We start from the raw sequence: 14,127 nt of genomic DNA, 5'->3' as shown, positions 1-14,127 counted from the left end.
TCGGTGCTGGTGGGGGCCGTCCGCCCCTGGCCACCGGGGCGGGGGTGCGCCCCCACCCACCCGGTGCCCGGCCGCCTGCGCCCGTGGGCACCGGGTGCGCGGTGATGGACTCCAATCATGGCCGGGAATGAATCCCGGACCGCCCCGGTTGTACTCGGCGACACAAAGTTGAGTCAGATGGACTCAAGGCAGATTGACACGGAACTCCCGGCCATGAAACCTTGAGTCCTGAACGCTCAGGTGGCTGGATGGCAACGGGTCGACATCGGCTCGCGTCACCTCTCACCGGGCGTCTGAACCGCATCACCTCCAATCGTCAGGGAAAGGAACCGCCATGTCCCGTGCAGTGGGAATCGACCTCGGTACCACCAACTCCGTCGTCTCCGTCCTCGAGGGCGGCGACCCCGTCGTCATCGCGAACGCCGAAGGCTCCCGGACCACCCCGTCCGTCGTGGCCTTCTCCAAGTCCGGGGAGGTGCTGGTCGGCGAGATCGCCAAGCGCCAGGCCGTGAACAACCCGGAGCGCACCATCGCCTCCGTCAAGCGCCACATGGGCACCGACTGGTCCACCGAGATGGACGGCAAGAAGTACACGCCGCAGGAGATCTCCGCGCGCACCCTGATGAAGCTCAAGCACGACGCCGAGGACTACCTGGGCGAGAAGGTCACCGACGCGGTGATCACCGTGCCGGCGTACTTCAACGACGCCGAGCGCCAGGCCACCAAGGAGGCCGGTGAGATCGCCGGCATGAACGTGATGCGCATCATCAACGAGCCGACCGCGGCCGCGCTGGCCTACGGCCTGGAGAAGGGCAAGGAGGACGAGCTCATCCTGGTCTTCGACCTCGGCGGCGGCACCTTCGACGTCTCCCTGCTCGAGGTGGGCAAGGACGAGGACGACTTCTCCACCATCCAGGTCCGCTCCACCGCCGGTGACAACCGGCTTGGCGGCGACGACTGGGACCAGCGGGTCGTCGACTGGCTGCTGGCCCAGGCCAAGTCCAAGGGCGCCGACCTGTCCAAGGACAAGATCGCCCTGCAGCGCCTGAAGGAGGCCGCCGAGCAGGCCAAGAAGGAGCTGTCCTCGGCCACCTCCACGAACATCTCGCTGCAGTACCTGTCCGTCACCCCGGAGGGCCCGGTGCACCTGGACGAGCACCTGTCCCGCGCCAAGTTCCAGGAGATGACCTCGGACCTGCTGGAGCGCACCCGCCAGCCGTTCAAGGACGTCATCAAGGAGGCCGGCGTCTCGGTCTCGGACATCGACCACGTCGTGCTCGTGGGTGGCTCCACCCGCATGCCGGCCGTGGCCGACCTGGTCAAGGAACTGGCCGGCAAGGAGCCCAACAAGGGCGTGAACCCGGACGAGGTCGTGGCCGTGGGCGCCGCCCTGCAGGCCGGCGTGCTCAAGGGCGAGCGCAAGGACGTGCTGCTGATCGACGTCACCCCGCTCTCCCTGGGCATCGAGACCAAGGGCGGCGTGATGACCAAGCTCATCGAGCGCAACACGGCCATCCCGACCAAGCGCTCGGAGACGTTCACCACCGCCGAGGACAACCAGCCCTCCGTGTCCATCCAGGTCTTCCAGGGTGAGCGCGAGTTCACGCGGGACAACAAGCCGCTGGGCACCTTCGAGCTGACCGGGATCGCGCCGGCCCCGCGGGGCATGCCGCAGATCGAGGTCACCTTCGACATCGACGCCAACGGCATCGTCCACGTCTCCGCCAAGGACAAGGGCACCGGCACCGAGCAGTCCATGACCATCACCGGCGGCACCTCGCTGTCCGACGAGGACATCGACCGCATGGTGAAGGACGCCGAGGCCCACGCCGCCGAGGACAAGGAGCGCCGCGAGGCCGCCGACCGCCGCAACCAGGCCGAGCAGACCGCCTACTCGGTGGACAAGCTCCTCAAGGACAACGGCGACAAGCTGCCCGAGGAGATCAAGACCGAGGTCCAGGCCGACGTCGACGCCCTCAAGGCGGCTCTCGAGAAGCAGGACAACGACACCGAGATCAAGGCCGCCTACGAGAAGCTGCAGGCGTCCCAGACGAAGATCGGTGAGGCCCTGTACGCCTCCCAGTCCGCGGAGGCCGGCGCAGCCGGCGCCGATGCCGGGGCTGCCGGCGGCGAGGGCGCCGGGACCTCCGCCGACGAGGACATCGTCGACGCCGAGGTCGTGGACGAGGACGAGCCGAAGGACGCGGGCTCCAAGTGATCCCCGCCCCCCAGCACCCCTGACACCCGGTCCGCGTGAGCGGACCACCGGACCCGGGCCGGCCGCCCTGCCACACGGCGGGACGGCCGGCCCGCAGGGCACCGGAGGAAAGGACGAGAGACCATGCCCCATCACGGACACGACGAAGAGCACGAAGAGCGCGAGGAGCCGGTGAGCTTCCAGGACAAGCGCCGGATCGACCCCGAGACCGGACAGGTGCGCCAGTCCGCCGGCGGGCAGCAGGCCGCCGACGGCGCGGCCGCGGCGGGTGCCGGCGAGGACGGCGACGCGCTGTCTCAGGCCGAGCGGATCCTCAACGAGGCCGCGGCGGACGCCGAGGGCGATGCCGCGGACGCGGGGATCACGGGCGCCCAGGACCCGGACACGGCCGGCGCCTCCGTCCGCGAGGAGGAACTGCGCACCGACCTGCTGCGCGTGCAGGCGGAATTCGTGAACTACAAGCGCCGCGTGGAGCGGGACCGGAACGTGGCCAAGGACACCGCCATCCAGTCCGTGCTGAGCGCCCTGCTTCCGGTGCTCGACGACCTGGACGCCGCCCGGGCCGCGGGCGACCTGACGGAGGGACCGTTCGCCGCGATCGCCACCAAGTTCGACACGGTGCTCTCCGGGTTCGGGCTGGAGCGGCAGGACCAGGAGCACCTGGCCGGACAGCCGTTCGACCCGGCCCAGCACGAGGCGATGCTGCGCCAGCCCAGCGCCGACGTGCCGGAGGAGCACATCGTGCAGGTCTTCCGCAACGGCTACGTGCGCGAGGGCCGCGTGCTGCGTGCCGCCCAGGTGATGGTCTCCGCCGGCGCGGAGGGCTAGTCATCACCGCCCCGGGCCCCCTCGCCGAACCGAACCGAACCGACCCGAACTGAACTGACCCGAACTGAACTGACCCGAACTGAACTGACCCGAAAGGAGGCACCATGGCCTCACAGGATTGGGTGGACAAGGACTTCTACGCCATCCTCGGTGTCTCCAAGGACGCCTCGGAAGCCGACATCAAGAAGGCCTACCGGAAGCTGGCCCGGAAGTACCACCCGGACCAGAACCCCGGGGACGACGCGGCCGAGAAGAAGTTCAAGGAGATCACCGAGGCCAACGCCGTGCTCTCGGACCCGGAGGAGCGCCAGCAGTACGACGCCATCCGGGCGATGGGCTCCGGTGCCCGGTTCAGCGCCCCCGGCGCGGGGGCCGGTGGCCCCGGCGCCGGCGGCGGGGGCTTCGAGGACCTCTTCGGGGGGCTGTTCACCAGCGGCTCCGGGGGCCGCCGGTCCTATTCCACGTCCGGGGACATCCCGCCGGAGTTCGCCGACCTGTTCGGCGGCTTCAGCGGCGGGGGCGGGGGATACGGCGGGCCCTCCGGAGGCCGCGGCGGGTTCGGCGGCTACGGGACGCCGACCAAGGGCGCGGACCGCACCGCCACCACCACGATCTCCTTCGCCGGCGCCGTGCGCGGGACCACCATCTCGCTGCGGGAACCCGACGGGGACGTCATCGACGTGCGCATCCCCGCCGGCATCAAGGACGGGCAGAAGGTCCGGGCCCGCGGCAAGGGTGCCCCCGGCGCGGCCGGCGCCGGGGACCTGCTGGTGACCGTCAAGGTGCGCGAGCACCCGTTCTTCCACCGCGAGGGCGACAACCTGCGCATCCACGTGCCGATCACCTTCGACGAGGCCGCCCTGGGCGCCACCATCCAGGTGCCCACCCTGGACGGCTCCGTGAAGGTGAGGGTCCCGGCCGGGACCTCCTCGGGGCGGGTGCTGCGCGTCAAGGGCCGCGGCGTGAAGACCTCCAAGGCCAGCGGCGACCTGCTGGTCGAGCTGCAGGTGGCGGTGCCGGCATCCCTGTCCGAGGAGGCCCGCGCCGCCGTCGAGTCCTATGCCCGGGCCGCGGCCGGCCACGACCCGCGGGCCGCACTGGCGGACAAGGCGCGGCTGTGACCACCGCCTGGGAGGACCCGCTGTACGTGATCTCGGTGGCCGCCGAGCTGGCGGGCATGCACCCGCAGACCCTGCGCCAGTACGACCGCATGGGCCTGGTGGTCCCGCAGCGCCAGGGCGGGCGGCAGCGCCGCTACTCCCGGCAGGACGTGGACCGGCTCCGCACCATCCAGCAGCTGTCCCGCGAGGGCGTGTCCCTCGAGGGCATCCGGCGGATCGTGGCCCTGGAGGACGAGGTCGAACGGCTCCAGCAGACGGTCGCCGACCTGGCCGGCCAGATCCAGGCCTTCCAGGCCTACGCCCGGTACCCGCGCGTGTTCGCCGCCGGCGCGCAGGGAGACGTGACCACCACCTTCGACGCCGGGCCGGACCGTGAGGCCGCCGAGCAGGGATACGCGGCCGCCCGGCGGCGAGGGGCCGGCCAGCGCGGCTGGCCCCGACGGCGCCCGGCCGCCGCCCTCACCGCCGGCCCGTCGTCGTCGTCGGCACTCACCCCCTCGGCCCGGACCGTGTCCGGGGTCCTGGTGTGGAAGCCGAAGAACTGAGCCCGGCGCAGGTCGCCCGGCGGGACATCTGGGACCCCGTCGAGCGGCGGGCCACCCGCGAGCGGCTGCGGGCGGACATGCGCCGCCGCCACCTGCTCGGACCCAAGCAGCGGGCCGCCCTCGACGGGATCGTCCACGCGCTCAAGCCCGGTGCCATGGACCCCTCCTTCCCCGACCGCGTCCTGCTCGCCTACGACCTCGGCAACGCCCTTCGCCCGGCGGCCGGGGTCGTCGCCGTCGGGGAGCCGGCCGACGCCACCCACCTGACCTGGCAGGTCTCCGGGATGGGGATCTTCGTGCACTCGGCCATGTGGGGCAGCGCGCGGGAGGCCGGTCAGCTGTGGGCCGCCCAGCGTGAGGCCGGGGCGGCCAGTCCCTGCGTGGTGAGCTGGCTGGGCTACCAGCCGCCGGGGCCGTGGGGAGCGCTCTCCGGCCGGCATGCCCTGCGCGGCGGCGCCCGGCTCGCCCTGCACATGGCCGGCTGGTACGACTACCGCGAGCGGATCGCCGCGGACGGCCCCGGGGACCGCCAGGGCTCCGGGGCCACGGACCCGTTCCCACACACCGCCGTGGAGGCACACTCCTACGGCAGCATCGTGGCCGCCCGGGCCCTGCAGATGCTGCAGCGCCGCAGGCCACCGCGGTCCGTGGACGCGCTCGTGGTGTCCGGGGCCGTGGGCCTTCCCCGGGACCTGGCCGGGAACCCGCACCTGCTCGGACTGACGCGGGACCAGGTCTACTTCGCGCTGACGGACTCGGACTACCTGTCCTGGCTCGGGTTCCGGCTCTCCGGCCGCAGGCCGTGGACGAAGATGACCCGGCTGACGATCGCGGCGGACGAGGCGCTGGACCTGGCCGCCGCCGTCGGGCACAACACCTCCCGCTTCCGTCCGGGCGCCGGCCCGTTCCGCCGCGGTCACGGCTACCGGGACGCGGGCACGGCCTCCCTGTACCGCATCGCCCGCGCCACCGCGGGCCTGCCCCTCGACTGACACCTCCCGCCCGGGCCCGCCGGCGCGGAGGTCCCGCGCCGCGGACGCGGGGTCCGGCGGGGTCGGGCGCGGGGTCAGGCGCGGGCCGGTTCGACCGGGCCCTCCGTCGGGCCGGAACCCGCACCGGAGGCGGGGTCCGCGGCGTCGTCGGCGTAGGTGCCGGTCTCGTAGTCGTACTCCACGGGGTTGCCCTCCTCGTCCGTGCGGCGGTACCACTCCGTCACCTCTTCGGCCGTGGAGTCGAAGTCGGCCCCGGCACCGCGGCCCGCGGGGGCCCGGCGCACGGACAGCTCGAAGTCGTCACCGTGGTCCTCGATGCCGCGGCGGACGGCGTTGGACAGAGCGGTGACCGCGAAGTCCCGGCGGATCGCCACCGGGTCGGTCATCAGGTCACGGATGAACGCCACGATCATCAGCAGCAGCACGATCGAGAACGGCAGGGCGATGAGGATCGTCAGGTTCTGCAGACCCGTCAGCGCGGTCTCGCCCCCGGTCAGCAGCATCACCACCGCGATGCCCATCATGCACAGGCCCCAGAACACCACGACCCAGGTCCGCGGCGCCGGCGTGCCCCGAGAGGACATCGTGCCCATGACCACGGAGGCCGAGTCGGCGGAGGTGACGAAGAAGATGGCCAGGATGGTGATCAGTACGAAGGGGGTGAACTGGCTCAGCGGGAACTGGCCGAACATGCTGAACAGCACCTGCTCCGGCGTGGCGCTGCCGTCGAAGCCGGGCACGCCCTGGGTGTTCATCCAGATCGCGGTGCCGCCGAAGATCGAGAAGGCCAGCACGAGGATCGCCGTGGGCACCCCCATGGCCACGAGCACGAACTCACGCAGGGTCCGCCCGCGCGAGATCCGGGCGATGAACATGCCCACGAACGGCGTCCACGCGATCCACCAGGCCCAGTAGAACGCGGTCCAGGCGGACTGGAACTCCACGGCCTCCGCACCCCAGGACAGCGACTTGCCCATCATCGCGAACATCTCGTCGAAGTAGTGCATGACGCCGGAGGGGACGAGGTTGAGCAGGAACAGCGTGGGCCCGGCGATGAAGACGAACAGCACCGCGCCCAGGGTCAGCGTGATGTTGATGTTGGAGAGGTAGCGGATGCCCCGGGTCACCCCGGACACGGCGCTGACGATGAAGGCCAGGGTCAGCACGGCGATGATGACGAGCAACGCGGTGTTGCCCAGCGGACCCGCCCCGGAGATGATCGACACGCCCTCGCCGATCTGGATGGCGGCGATGCCCAGAGTCGCGGCGGTGCCGAACAGGGTGGCGATGATGGCGAAGATGTCCACGATCTTGCCGGCCACCCCGTCGGTGTGCCGTTCACCGAACAGCGAGCGGAACACCGAGCTGACCAGCGAGACGCGGCCGCGTCGGTAGGAGGAATAGGCGATGGCGCCGCCCACCAGCGCGTAGAGCGCCCAGGCGTGCAGTCCCCAGTGGTAGTGCGACTGGGCCATGGCCTGGTGCAGGGCCTCCGAGGTGCCGGCCTCGACCGTGTGCGGCGGGGGAGAGGTGTAGTACGCCAGCGGCTCGGAGGGGCCGAAGAAGAAGATGCCCACGCCGATGCCCGCGGAGAACATCATGGCGACCCAGGAGAACCGGGAGAACTCGGGCTCCTCGTCGTCCTTGCCCAGCCGGATGCGGCCGAAGCGCCCGAAGGCCAGGACCACCATGACGACCACGCAGACCATCAGCGTGATGTTGAGCAGCCAGCCGGCGTTGGTCATGGCCCAGCCGAAGGCGGTGGCCGAGACCTGGCCCACCGACTCCGGGGCGGTGACGCCCCAGGCCACGAAGGCGACGATCAGCGCCGCCGTGATCCCGAAGACCACCCAGTCCAGCCCGAAGCGGTTGCGCTGCTCGTCCACCCCGATCCCGGGGACCAGTCCCGGGTGGATGTCGTGCGGGTAGAGGCCGACGGCGCCGGTGCTGGCCCCGGCGTCCTGCGCGGCGTCCGCCGGCGGGCCGGCGGGAGAGGCCGCGGTGGATCGGTCGTGTGGTGCGGGGGAGGACGAGGCGTCAGGCACCCGGGGTCCCTTCGTCATGACCCGGCCCTCACGACGGCGGCCGACGCCCGGCGGGCGAAGGACTGGCGCCCGGGGGTCCACGGTCGGTGGTCGGTGGTTCGGCGTCCAAGTATCCCCGGTGACGCGCCGGGCCGCAAAGCCGGGGCCGGGCGCGCACCCTCAGCGGCGGCGGTAGGCGAGGTCGAACACGAGGCGACCGGCCCGCAGGGCCTTGGCCTCGAAGCTGGTCAACGGGCGGCCGTCGAAGCGCGGTGCCCAGCCGCCGGCGTGGTCCACCGGGTCCTCGACGCCGGCCCCCGCGGCCGCCTCGCTCAGCCCCGCGCGCGAGCCCAGCGAGTCCGGGGTGATCGGCTGCGCGCCGACCTGCAGTTCCCGGCCCTCGACCCGCACCCGGGTCAGCGGGGACTCCTGGCCGGCGGAACGCCCCGGATACAGGTTGGCGAACTCCGGGTGCCCCTCCATGACCCGGCGCATGTGCACGGCGTAGCTGGACCAGTCGGTGGCCAGCCGCAGCACGCCGCCGGGCGCCAGGACGCGGGCCACGCGGTCGGCGAAGGCGGGGGAGACCAGCCGGCGCTTGTGGTGGCGCGTCTTGTGCCACGGGTCCGGGAAGAACACCCAGACCTCCTGCACGGACCCGGGGGCCAGGAGGTGGTCCAGCACCTCCGGGGCGTTGGCCTGCACACCGCGGACGTTGGTGAGACCGCGGTCCTCGATCTCCATCAGCAGCGCGGCCAGGCCCGGGGTGTAGACCTCCACGGCCACGAAGTCCGCCTCGGGACGGTCCACGGCACCCTGGACCGTCGACTCCCCGAGGCCGCAGCCGATGTCCACCACGAGCGGGGCGCTGCGGCCGAACACCGCGGACCAGTCCACCTCGGTGCCGGCCGCCACGGAGGTGGTGGCGTGGTGCCGGGGGACCTCCACGATGTAGGTGCCGCGGGCGCGGTCCCACGTCTTCTGCCGCCGCGGGTTCAACCGCTCCCCGCGGCGCACGAAGGAGACCGGCTCGGTGCGGTACAGGTCCGGGTCCGGGTGGGGGTTGTGGCCGTGGGCGTGCTGCGCCGGGGCGGGGTGCTCGGGGGGAGTCTGGTCGCTGCTCATCAGGCCTTCAAGGCTACCGCCGCCGGGGTCCGATCACTCCGAGGGGACGATCTTCTCCACCGCGGTCAGGAAGTCCCGCACGACCGGACCGTTGTCGTGCCCGCCGCCGAGGCCCTCGTTGAAGAACAGCGCGACGGCCAGGTCCCCGTGGATCGCGATGAGCCAGGTGTGGGCGAGGTCCTCGCCGTCGGCCACGAACTGGGCCGTGCCGGTCTTGGCCAGCACCGGGGCACCGGGGACGTCCTGCAGCATCTCCGCGGTGCCCGTCTCCACCACGCCGGACATCAGGGACCGCAACCGCCCCGCCTCCGCCTCGGTGACCCCCGTGGCCGGGGGCGCCGCGGTGTCCACGGCCGGATCGGACACGAACACGGGACGCACGGTCCGCCCGGCGGCCACCGAGGCCGCCACCGTGGCCATGCCCAGCGGCGAGGCCTCCACCACGCCCTGGCCGAAGAGGTTGGCCGCGTGCTCGGTGCCGGTGGAGTCGTCCGGGACGGACCCGAGGAAGGCGGCGTCGAGCCCGGTCACCGGGTCCGGGTCCAGCCCCAGGGCCTGTGCCGCCTCCGCCTCCTGCGCAGCCGAGACCTCCTGGTGCGCACCGACGAAGACGGTGTTGCAGGACTCGGCGAAGGCCTCGGCGAACGGGATGGTGCCCACCGAGGCGTCCGGGTAGCCGTCGTAGTTGCCCACGACCATGCCGCCCACGGTGAGGGTGGCCGGGCACTGCACGGGGTCCTGGGGGGCGAGGCCGGACCTCAGCAGCGCCAGGGCGGTGACGACCTTGAACGTCGAACCCGGCGCGTAGGACCCGGACACCGCCACCGGCCATCCCTCCGGCCCGGACGCGGCGGCCAGCACGTGACCGTCGGAGGGGCGGATCGCCACCAGCCCGGCCGGGACCTCGGAGGCGCCCACCACCTTCTCGGCCGCCGCCTGGATCCTCCGGTCCAGGGTGGAGGACAGGGCCGTGCCGGCCACGGGCCCGGCCTCGAAGGCGGTCACGTCCGGGCCGGGCGCCGCGGGCCCGGCCCCGGACCCGGCGTCGTCGGCGCTGTCGGGGTTCTCCGGCTCGTCGGGGTTGTCGACCGTGATGGTGATCCCGGGAGTGCCGGCCAGGTGGTCCTGCCACGTGGACTGCAGGCCGGAGAGCCCGACGGCGACGCCGGCCTCCAGCTGCCCGTCCGAGTCCTCCACCTGCTCGGCGGAGGGCTCCCCGTAGGTGCCCAGCACGTCCCGGGCGAAGGCGCGGCTGGGTGCCAGGACGGCGGTGTCCTCGATGACCCGCCCGCCCGGGACCCTCGCGAGCGCGTCCACGGGGATGTCGGTGGACCCGTCGGCTCGCAGGGTGATGGCCTCCACGAACGCCTGGTCCCCGGCGGCCTCGGCGCGGGCCACGAAGGCCTTCGCGTCCACCTCGGCCAGTTCGGCCACCTGCCGGGCGGAGCCGGCGACCTCGTCCGGCTCGATGCGGGCCTTGTCCAGGCCGACTACGGCCACGTCCCGTTCCGTCATGAGCGGTTTCCCGGCGGCGTCCAGGATGTCCCCGCGGTCCGCCTCCGTGCGCCGGACCGTCACGGTGCCCCCGGGGGCCAGGCCGGCCACGAGGTCATCGGGCCGCAGGTCCGCGCGCCACTGCCGGCCGTCCTCGTCCCAGACGAGTTCGGCGTCCGTGCGGTAGGTCCACTCCTGGCCCTCCAGGCCCAGGGCGCCGAGGTCGCGCCGGACGGTGTACTGCGCGGTGGCCCGGTCCGGGTCGTCCTCGTGCACGGTGACGGCGTCCGTGGTCACGGTGACGGTGGCCTCCCCGGGGCGCAGCGCCGCGGGGAGCGCCCCGAGGACGGCGGAGGGGACGGAACGGCCAGCGTCCGTCAGGGGGACCCCGACGTCACCGGTGGCGATCCCCGCGCCGAGGGCGGTCGCGGCGTCCTCGGGGGAGGGGCGGGAGGGGCCCAGGCAACCGGTGGTGGACAGCAGTAGGGCGACCGTCACGCCCAGGGTCACGCCGCGGGCCAGTCGGGACGGGCTGGCGGGACGGGCGAGGGGGCGCCCAGCCCCGGAGCCGAGCTGCGGACGTCGCGGACTGCGCTCTGACATGAGGTTCTTTCGGGTCGGCGGCCTGGCACTCGTCAGCGTAGCGCCAGGCTGGGACGATGGGGACATGAACCGTGCCCTGAACCTCGTGCTCAACATCATCTGGCTGGTCTTCGGCGGGTTCTGGCTGGCCCTGGGCTATGCGCTGGCCGGGATCGTGTGCTGCGTCCTCATCGTCACCATCCCGTTCGGCATCGCCTCGTTCCGGATCGCCGGTTACGCCCTGTGGCCCTTCGGGCGAGTGGTCGTGGACGAACGGCCCGGCGGGGACTTCTGGTCCGGCCTGGGCAACATCATCTGGCTGGTCGTGGCCGGGCTGTGGATCGCGATCGGGCACGTCCTGACGTCCATCCCGATGTTCCTGTCCATCATCGGCATCCCGCTGGGGATCGCGAACCTGCGGATGATCCCGGTCTCCCTGCTGCCGCTCGGCAAGCGCATCGTCAGCTCCGGCCAGGCGCGGTCACTGCCGAGGTACGTCCCCGCGGCACCGGTCGGCTACCGCTGAACCGGCGGGCCCCGGTCTCCGGCCGGTTCAGCGGCGCCGGCCCGGCTCCCCGAGCAGCTCGTCCATGCGGGCGGCGGCGGCCTCGGCCGAGGGCGCCACGAAGTGCGGGTCCCGCGCGCGGCGGCGGTTGCGCAGCACGCGGGCGACGATCCACCAGGCCAGGAACACGATCACGGCGATCATCACGATGTTGGAGAAGACGTCCGCGTAGTCCGAGACCAGGTGCCAGTTGTCCCCGAGCAGGAATCCGCCCCAGACGAAGATCGTGTTCCAGATCGCCGAGCCCAGCAGGCTGTAGAGGGTGAACAGCCCCAGGTTCATCCGCTCGATACCGGCCGGGATGGAGATCAGCGAGCGGAAGATCGGCACCATCCGGCCCAGGAACACGGTCCAGTAGCCGTACTTGTTGAACCAGCGCTCGGTCTTCTCCACGTCCTCGATGTCCACCAGGGGCAGCCAGTCGACGATCCGGTACATGCGGCGACGGCCCAGCCAGGCACCGATGCCGTAGAGCATCAGGGCACCCACGACGGAACCGACCGTCGCCCAGATGGTGGCCTCCCACGGGCCGAACGCCCCGCCGGCCGCGGTGAACCCGGCCAGGGGCAGGATCAGCTCGGACGGGATCGGGGGGAACAGGTTCTCGGCGAAGACGGCCAGGGCCACGCCGATGGGGCCGATGGCCTCCATGATCGTCACCACGATGTCCCCGAGCCAGCCGTAGGACTCCCCACCGCCCGATCCGCTGCCGGCCGCGCTCGCGAGCACGGTCGGCGCGGAGGACACGGAGGACAGGCCGGCGTATACAGGTGAGGTCATGGATCCCATTGTCCCCGGGATGGCCTCCGATCGCCGAACCGGCAGGCAGGCGGCCGGCGGGCGGGGGGCATCGGACCTGATCGGATGGGCATAATGGGGACCATGCGGTTCAGACCTGACGGGGCAGGCATCGCCGGTGCCCACGTCATGAGCTGGGTGTCGCTGTCGCCCAGCTTCATCCCACGGACCTGGTGGATGACGTCCATCGCCACCGCCGTCTCCCAGACCTTCGGCTACGCCGTCGGGGCCACCGGCCGCGCGGCGGTGCGCGGCGCCGGCCGCGCCCTGGGCATCTCGGTCACGGTGGACCCGGAACGGATCGGGCCGCTGCGGAAGGCCGCCCCGTGGTTCATGTTCGGGGTGAGCGGACTGTCCTGGCTGCGCAGCCTCAAGGCCCAGGCGGAGATCGCCGGGCTGATGGAGACCCGTCCCGTCCGGACCCGGGAACACGTCCTCGGCGTCGCCGGCGGGCTCGCCCTGACGGCCGGGCTGGTCGGTATCGGACGCGGCGTCCACGGCGTGGCCGGCACCGCCTCCCGGGCCCTCACGCCGGTCCTGCCCGCCCCGGTCGCGACCGCCGTCGGCGCCGGGGCCACCGCCGCCGGCACGGCCTTCGTGCTGGACAAGGTGGTCTACCGCCGGCTGCTGGAACGGTTGTCCAGGGCGGCCCAGGAGACGAACTCGAGGCTGCTGCCGGGCCGGGTGCCACCGATCGAGCCGGAACGCTCCGGTTCCGCGGCGTCCCACGAGTCCTGGGCCTCGCTCGGGGCCAAGGGTCAGGCCGTGGTCTCGGACGGCCCGCGGGCCGTGGACATCGCCGAGGCCACCGGCGAGCCCGCGATGACCCCGATCCGGGCCTATGCCGGCTGGCAGGAGGGCCGGGACCTGCAGGGCACGGCGGCGGCCGTCGTCGCCGAGCTGCGGCGCACCGGCGCCTTCGAGCGTGAGGTGCTGCTGGTGCTGACCACCACGGGCACCGGCTGGTTGCAGGAGTGGTCCGCGTCCTCGGTGGAGTTCCTCACCGGCGGCAACTGCGCCCTGGCCTCGATGCAGTACACCTACCTGCCCTCGGGGGTGGCGTTCTTCGCCGACCGCGCCACGCCCGTGCTCGCCGCGGACACCCTGCTGACCGCCATCGAGGCCGAACTGGACAGGCTTCCGGCGGGTCACCGGCCGAAGCTGCTGGTCGGCGGGGAGTCCCTCGGGGCCCTCGGGGGCACCGAGGCCTTCGAGGACCTGGAGGACATGATCGCCCGCGTGGACGGGGCCGTCTGGTCCGGGCTGCCGCGGTTCACCGCCTTCTGGCAGTCCCTCGCCCCGTTCCGTAGGCGCGGCACCCCCGAGATCGCGCCCGTGGTCGACGACGGCCGGCACGTCCGGTTCGCCACGCGCCCCGAGGACCTGGTCACCGACTACAACGGGGTCCCGTTCGGTGCGTGGGACGCCACCCGGATCGTGGTGGCCCAGCACGCCTCCGACCCCGTAGTGTGGTGGAGCCCGGAGCTGCTGTGGCGCAAGCCCGACTGGGCGAAGGAGAGGGCGGGGCTGGACGTGTCCCGGAACCTGCGCTGGATGCCGTGGGTGACGTTCTGGCAGGTCGCCTCGGACATGCCGCAGTCCGTGGCGGTGCCCGGGGGCCACGGGCACCGGTACATGGAGGACATGCTGCACTACTGGGCGGCCGTGCTGGGCAAGGACCCGCTGGCCGACTACTCACGCATCGCCCAGGCCATCCGCCGCACCATCGTCCCCACCTACGCCTGAACCGGCCGACGCCCGCCCGTCACGCGCCCGTCGTGCCGGGGGAGTATCCTGCGCCCCAGAATCCCCGACGAGCCCAGTCCAGGAGGGCC

The 14,127-nt window shown here is 72.5% G+C and carries 10 protein-coding genes and 1 pseudogene; 7 read left to right on the top strand and 4 right to left on the bottom strand.

The window, feature by feature from the left end:
* Positions 1 to 334 precede the first annotated feature (334 nt).
* The 5 genes and pseudogenes from dnaK to GGQ69_RS10680 all read left to right on the top strand — a co-directional run bounded on the left by dnaK (position 335) and on the right by GGQ69_RS10680 (position 5,704).
* The gene (dnaK, locus tag GGQ69_RS10700; protein ID WP_183527866.1) at positions 335 to 2,218 is read left to right on the top strand and encodes a molecular chaperone DnaK; all 1,884 of its coding nucleotides are present in this window, start codon (positions 335 to 337) and stop codon (positions 2,216 to 2,218) included.
* Positions 2,219 to 2,341: 123 nt separating this feature from the next.
* The gene (locus tag GGQ69_RS10695) at positions 2,342 to 3,046 is read left to right on the top strand and encodes a nucleotide exchange factor GrpE (RefSeq protein ID WP_183527857.1); all 705 of its coding nucleotides are present in this window, start codon (positions 2,342 to 2,344) and stop codon (positions 3,044 to 3,046) included.
* A 104-nt stretch (positions 3,047 to 3,150) separates the two neighbouring features.
* Positions 3,151 to 4,167: a DnaJ C-terminal domain-containing protein gene (locus GGQ69_RS10690; RefSeq protein WP_183527855.1), complete on the top strand. Its 1,017-nt coding sequence runs from the start codon at positions 3,151 to 3,153 to the stop codon at positions 4,165 to 4,167.
* Between the two features lie 56 nt (positions 4,168 to 4,223).
* Positions 4,224 to 4,407: pseudogene (locus GGQ69_RS16870) on the top strand (MerR family transcriptional regulator); the annotation flags it as partial.
* 286 nt (positions 4,408 to 4,693) lie between these two features.
* Positions 4,694 to 5,704 (top strand): alpha/beta hydrolase, encoded by a 1,011-nt coding sequence (locus tag GGQ69_RS10680; RefSeq protein WP_298044134.1) that lies wholly within the window; start codon positions 4,694 to 4,696, stop codon positions 5,702 to 5,704.
* A 74-nt stretch (positions 5,705 to 5,778) separates the two neighbouring features.
* Here GGQ69_RS10680 and GGQ69_RS10675 read toward each other — a convergent pair whose 3' ends face one another.
* From GGQ69_RS10675 to GGQ69_RS10665, 3 genes are all read right to left on the bottom strand, one after another.
* On the bottom strand, positions 5,779 to 7,767 hold the full coding sequence (locus GGQ69_RS10675) for a BCCT family transporter (RefSeq protein ID WP_183527853.1): 1,989 nt from the start codon (positions 7,765 to 7,767) through the stop codon (positions 5,779 to 5,781).
* Between the two features lie 141 nt (positions 7,768 to 7,908).
* Positions 7,909 to 8,853, bottom strand: a complete 945-nt coding sequence (trmB, locus tag GGQ69_RS10670; RefSeq protein WP_183527852.1) for a tRNA (guanosine(46)-N7)-methyltransferase TrmB — start codon at positions 8,851 to 8,853, stop codon at positions 7,909 to 7,911.
* Positions 8,854 to 8,886: 33 nt separating this feature from the next.
* Positions 8,887 to 10,950, bottom strand: coding sequence for a penicillin-binding transpeptidase domain-containing protein (locus GGQ69_RS10665; RefSeq protein ID WP_183527850.1), 2,064 nt, complete (start codon positions 10,948 to 10,950; stop codon positions 8,887 to 8,889).
* 64 nt (positions 10,951 to 11,014) lie between these two features.
* Between GGQ69_RS10665 and GGQ69_RS10660 the strand changes: the two genes are divergently transcribed.
* Positions 11,015 to 11,455 carry a YccF domain-containing protein gene (locus GGQ69_RS10660; RefSeq protein WP_183527848.1) on the top strand — a complete coding sequence of 147 codons (441 nt, stop codon included), beginning with the start codon at positions 11,015 to 11,017 and terminating at the stop codon, positions 11,453 to 11,455.
* A gap of 27 nt (positions 11,456 to 11,482) precedes the next feature.
* On the opposite strand, the gene GGQ69_RS10655 is transcribed toward GGQ69_RS10660, so the two are convergent.
* Positions 11,483 to 12,274 (bottom strand): DedA family protein, encoded by a 792-nt coding sequence (locus GGQ69_RS10655; RefSeq protein ID WP_183527846.1) that lies wholly within the window; start codon positions 12,272 to 12,274, stop codon positions 11,483 to 11,485.
* A 102-nt stretch (positions 12,275 to 12,376) separates the two neighbouring features.
* On the opposite strand from GGQ69_RS10655, the gene GGQ69_RS10650 reads away from it, so the two are divergent.
* Positions 12,377 to 14,038, top strand: coding sequence for an alpha/beta-hydrolase family protein (locus GGQ69_RS10650; RefSeq protein WP_183527845.1), 1,662 nt, complete (start codon positions 12,377 to 12,379; stop codon positions 14,036 to 14,038).
* Positions 14,039 to 14,127 lie beyond the last annotated feature (89 nt).

Origin of the sequence: Micrococcus sp. TA1 (genome assembly GCF_014199555.1) — a bacterium.
GTDB lineage: Bacteria > Actinomycetota > Actinomycetes > Actinomycetales > Micrococcaceae > Citricoccus.
The sequence above is the reverse complement of the archived record's forward strand: the minus strand, read 5'-3'. Positions and strand labels throughout refer to the sequence as shown.

What these genes read in the sequence shown, in the direction of transcription:
- GGQ69_RS10655 (WP_183527846.1), bottom strand. Translation starts at nt 12,274, where the DNA reads ATGACCTCACCTGTATACGCCGGCCTGTCCTCCGTGTCCTCCGCGCCG.
- trmB (WP_183527852.1), bottom strand. Translation starts at nt 8,853, where the DNA reads ATGAGCAGCGACCAGACTCCCCCCGAGCACCCCGCCCCGGCGCAGCAC.
- GGQ69_RS10650 (WP_183527845.1), top strand. Translation starts at nt 12,377, where the DNA reads ATGCGGTTCAGACCTGACGGGGCAGGCATCGCCGGTGCCCACGTCATG.
- GGQ69_RS10695 (WP_183527857.1), top strand. Translation starts at nt 2,342, where the DNA reads ATGCCCCATCACGGACACGACGAAGAGCACGAAGAGCGCGAGGAGCCG.
- GGQ69_RS10665 (WP_183527850.1), bottom strand. Translation starts at nt 10,950, where the DNA reads ATGTCAGAGCGCAGTCCGCGACGTCCGCAGCTCGGCTCCGGGGCTGGG.
- GGQ69_RS10675 (WP_183527853.1), bottom strand. Translation starts at nt 7,767, where the DNA reads ATGACGAAGGGACCCCGGGTGCCTGACGCCTCGTCCTCCCCCGCACCA.
- GGQ69_RS10660 (WP_183527848.1), top strand. Translation starts at nt 11,015, where the DNA reads ATGAACCGTGCCCTGAACCTCGTGCTCAACATCATCTGGCTGGTCTTC.
- GGQ69_RS10690 (WP_183527855.1), top strand. Translation starts at nt 3,151, where the DNA reads ATGGCCTCACAGGATTGGGTGGACAAGGACTTCTACGCCATCCTCGGT.
- dnaK (WP_183527866.1), top strand. Translation starts at nt 335, where the DNA reads ATGTCCCGTGCAGTGGGAATCGACCTCGGTACCACCAACTCCGTCGTC.